Annotated in this window: 3 protein-coding genes and 1 pseudogene; 3 read left to right on the top strand and 1 reads right to left on the bottom strand. The window is 74.4% G+C overall.

The genetic code is table 11. The features are described from left to right. The 3 genes and pseudogenes from ABYE80_RS18175 to ABYE80_RS18165 all read left to right on the top strand — a co-directional run. A pseudogene (locus ABYE80_RS18175) lies at positions 1–305 on the top strand (ABC transporter ATP-binding protein); the annotation flags it as partial. Then, positions 302–1,921: an apolipoprotein N-acyltransferase gene (gene lnt, locus ABYE80_RS18170; protein ID WP_372791715.1), complete on the top strand. Its 1,620-nt coding sequence runs from the start codon at positions 302–304 to the stop codon at positions 1,919–1,921. The pseudogene ABYE80_RS18175 and the gene lnt, both read left to right, overlap by 4 nt. 33 nt (positions 1,922–1,954) lie before the next feature. Beyond that, on the top strand, positions 1,955–2,302 hold the full coding sequence (locus ABYE80_RS18165; protein WP_372791714.1) for an FmdB family zinc ribbon protein: 348 nt from the start codon (positions 1,955–1,957) through the stop codon (positions 2,300–2,302). Between the two features lie 68 nt (positions 2,303–2,370). Here the strand turns inward: ABYE80_RS18165 and ABYE80_RS18160 are convergent. Then, positions 2,371–3,961: Calx-beta domain-containing protein (locus tag ABYE80_RS18160; RefSeq protein ID WP_372791713.1), on the bottom strand; the 1,591-nt coding region annotated here is incomplete at its 5' end.

Below are 3,961 nucleotides of genomic sequence, written 5' to 3'. Positions count from 1 at the left end.
GCGTGCTGCTCAGCTCGCACCTGCTCACCGAGGTCGAGGCCACCTGTGATCGCGTGGTGCTCGTCCGCGATGGCCGCGTCATCCGCGAAGGCGCGACCGCGATGCTGCGCCGCCCACGCGGGGTCAAGGTCCTCACAGCCTCCGGGCCGCGGTGGTCCGAGGGCGCGGGCCGCGAGGACGTCCCGCGCCTGGTGCGTGAGCTCGTCGAGCGGGGCGAGGACGTCCTGGACGTGACCGTCGAAGCACCCACGCTGGAGGACGTGTACCTCGACGAGATGCGCGGCGCGGGCCCGGGTGGGCCATGAGCGTCGCGGCGCCGCCGCGATCGCGGGTCGCGCCGGCCGTGGGAGCCCGGGACCCGGCATCCGCGCGACCGCCGCTCGCGATAGCGGCGCTCGGCGGCGTCGTGATGGCGATGGCGCTCCCGCCGCTGGACCTGCTGCCGGCCGTCCCGGTGGGCCTCGTGCTGCTGGCGCTGGCCCTGCGCGATGCCCCCACGGCCCGCGCCGCCGCGCTGCGCGCCGGCGTCTGGGCCGCTGCCGGCGGCCTGATCGGCCTGCGGTTCGTGGTGCCGACCGTGGAGCGGTTCTCCGGGCTGGGCGTGCCGGGCGGCCTCGTCGCCCTCGTCGGCCTGGCGCTGCTGCAGTCGGCCGGGTGGTCGGTCGGGGCGGCGCTCGCCCACCTCGCGCGGACACGGCTGGGCGCGCCGTTCGCCGTGGCGTTCGGGGTGACGTGCCTCGTGGGGTGCTCGGCGCCCGGGGTCTTCACCTGGACGCCTGCCGGTCTGCTGGCGCCCCGGCCCGAGCTCGTTCAGCTCGCCGAGTTCGGAGGGGAGCGTGGCGTCTCGGTGCTGCTGGCCGTCCTTGCCGCGCTCGCGGTGAGCGGGCGCCCCCGGCGCCCGGCGATCGCCATGTCGCTGGTGGCGGTAGTGCTGCTCGGCGCCGTGGACCGTCTCGGCGCCTGGCGCATGGACGCCGTCGAGGCTCGGGCGGGGGCCGGTCGCGTGACGGTCGGTCTGGTGGATCCCGGCGCCCCCGCCCGGCGAACCGTGCGCACCGAGGAGCAGGTCGCGCGGGTCGCCCGGCTGCGCGAGCTCTCCGCGAGCGCCGACGGGGCCGGGGCCGCGTTCGTGGTGTGGCCCGAGTCGGCCTACCCGGTCGCGTTGCCGCGCGCTGCGCGGACGCTGGGGGGCGGGTCGGTCTCGCCGGTCGGCCCCGATGCGACCACGCCGCGGATCATCGGCCTGCGGACGGTCGAGCGCGGGCCAGCTCGGACCCGGCAGTACAACTCGGCGACCGTCGTGACGCCGGACGGACGGCTGACGCGGCCGGTCGACAAGCGCCGTTTGCTGTGGCTCGGCGAGACCGTCCCGCTCTTCGACGCCGTGCCGCCGCTGGCCAGCCTGTTCCCCGGCGCGCGGCGGGTGACCCCCGGGGACCGACCGCGGGCGCTGAGCGTGCCGGTCGCGGGGCGCGCGACGCCGGTGCGCACCGGCGTCCTCATCTGCTACGAGGACGTCGACCCGGCCCCGGCGCGGGCGGTCGCGCGGGACCTGCGGCCGCAGCTGCTGGTCAACCTCACGAACGACGCCTGGTTCGCGGGGACGAGCGCGCCGGAGCTCCAGGCGCGCCTCTCGGCGCTGCGCGCCGTGGAGACGCGTACGGCGCTGGTGCGCGCGGTGAACGCCGGGGGCGGAGGCTGGGTCGACGCCGCGGGGCGCCGCCGCGCGGTCCGGCGCGTCCGCGGGGGCTCCGTCGTCCTCGCCTCCCCGCGGCTGCGGTCGGTGTCCGCGCCGGCCACGACATACGCCCGCTTCGGCGATCTCCCGCTCTGGGCTCTGGTCGCCCTGGCCTTGGGCGCATCGGCGGTGTGGCGCAGGCGGGTGCACGGATTGGCACTCTCACCACGAGAGTGCCAGTAACCGGCCGCCGTGCATGACATACTTCACGGTGAGATGCCGATCTACGAGTACCGCCGCCCCGACGGGTCCACGTTCGAGGTGATCCAGAAGTTCAGCGACGACGCGCTGACCAAGGATCCGGAGACCGGTGTTCCCGTCGAGCGCGTCCTGCACGCGCCGGCCATCCACTTCAAGGGCAAGGGCTTCCACAACACCGACTACGGGACGCGGCGTCGCAACCGCGAGCTCGAGAAGTCGGCGGAGAAGGGAGCCGACGATCACTCGGGCAAGATGCAGGACAAGCGCGAGGAGAAGAAGAAGGCCGACACGTCGTCCGCCGCATCCTCCAGCGACAGCAAGCCCGCCAAGAAGGACAGCAAGAAGGGCTCGAAGGCCGCGTAGCGCCCGAGCCCGGATCGCAGGAACGTACGAAGGGCCCGGAGCGATCCGGGCCCTTCGTCATCAGGCGATCAGCCCCCGCGGAACCGGCGGGTCTTCGAGGTCGCGGTCAGCAGCTGCGAGCTTCCGGCGTAGCGGGCGCTGACCCGCAGCGCGCCGCGCTTCGTGCTCCTGGGCAGCGTCACCAGGCGCGAGTACCGGCACTTGGAGTTCAGGGTCGCGTTGTAGGACCGCACCCGCCGCTTGTTCCACCGCTTGACCGTGATCGTCACGCGTCCGCGTCGGCAGGTCCGGGCCTTGCTCATCCCCTTCGGGATCGTGAGCCGGCCACGGAAGCGGAAGGAGTAGGGAGCCCGGCGGTCGCGGTAGCGCGTCGAGGACAGGGAGAGCTTCGGACGGCTGCGCCTGCTCGACGCGACCCGATCGTCGTCGAGGATCGTCGCGGTGGCCACCGACGGGTTGGCGAGCGCGGCGTTCTGCGGTGCGCCGAGGACGAGCCCGAACACCTCGTCGGCCTCCGCGCGGGTGTCGCCCACGACGGGGACCGCGACGAGCTTCGCCGTCTCGCCGGGGGCGAAGGACAGCGCGCCCGCGGTCCCCGCGTAGTCGGTGCCGTCCCGCGCGGTGTCCTCGACCGTCCGGTAGGAGACGGCGACGGGCTGGGATGTCGGTTGTGACAGCCGGACGATGAAGTTCGCCGGCGAGGTGCCGCTGTCGCCCTCCCGGAGTTCGACGGGGTCGGCCGAGACGACCGGGACGACGGGCGGCGCGGGGGCGGGTGCCGGCGCTGGTGCGGGGCCGGGGGCGGGTGCGGGGGCAGGGCCGGGCGCCGGGCCGGATGCGGGCGGCGGCGCGTCGTCGTTGAGGATCGTGCCCCGTCCGCCGGCGTCGGCGACGCTGGTGTTCACCGCGCGCAGGAGCACGTCGAAGGTCTCGTCCGGCTCGACCGTCGTGTCGCCCCGGACCGTCACGTCCACCGTCGCGGTGGTCGCACCCGCAGGCACGAGGAACGATCCGCCCGCGATGGCGTCGTAGTCGCTGCCCGCCGTCGCCGTGCCGTCCGCCGTGTCGACCTTGCCGCCGATGGCTCGCGACGTGGGCCGGCTGAGCGTGATCGGAAGGCTGAGGACCGTCGTCCCGCTGTCGCCCTCCGCCGCGGCCACGTCGCCGATCGACACGCTCGGATCGTCGTCGGTGATCGTCGCGGTGCCGCTGCCGTCGCTCAGGGTGGCGTTGGCGGCGTCCGACAGCACGACCTCGAACGTCTCCGCCGTCGTTCCTTCGTCGATCTCGTCGTCGAGGACCGGCACGGCGACGGTCGTGCTCGTCGACCCGGACGGGATCAGGAACGTCCCGTCGGTGATCGCCGTGTAGTCGCTCCCCGCGGCGGCCGACCCGTTGCGGGTGTCGACCGAGCCCGTGACGTCCGCCGGGTAGGACTTCGAGGCGGTGATGGTGAAGGTGGCGGTCCCGCTGTCCTCGGCGACCGAGACGTCGTCGACCGTGAGGCTCGGCAGTCCATCGTCGTCGACGATCGTGCCGGTCCCCGTGGCCCCGGAGATGGTGGCCTCGACCGGATTCGACAAGGTCAGCGTGAGGGTCTCGGACGGTTCGTTCAGGTCGTCGTCGGTGACGGCGACGCGCACCGTGCGCTCCGTCGTC

The sequence above is a fragment of the Paraconexibacter sp. genome (assembly GCF_041602235.1).
In the GTDB taxonomy this organism is placed as follows: Bacteria; Actinomycetota; Thermoleophilia; order Solirubrobacterales; family Solirubrobacteraceae; genus Paraconexibacter.
Note: the sequence above shows the minus strand (reverse complement) of the source record. Positions and strands in the feature narration are given on the sequence as shown.

Bases quoted from the DNA above. Each gene is read 5' to 3' on its own strand.
- lnt (WP_372791715.1), top strand. From the start codon at position 302: ATGAGCGTCGCGGCGCCGCCGCGATCGCGGGTCGCGCCGGCCGTGGGA.
- ABYE80_RS18165 (WP_372791714.1), top strand. From the start codon at position 1,955: ATGCCGATCTACGAGTACCGCCGCCCCGACGGGTCCACGTTCGAGGTG.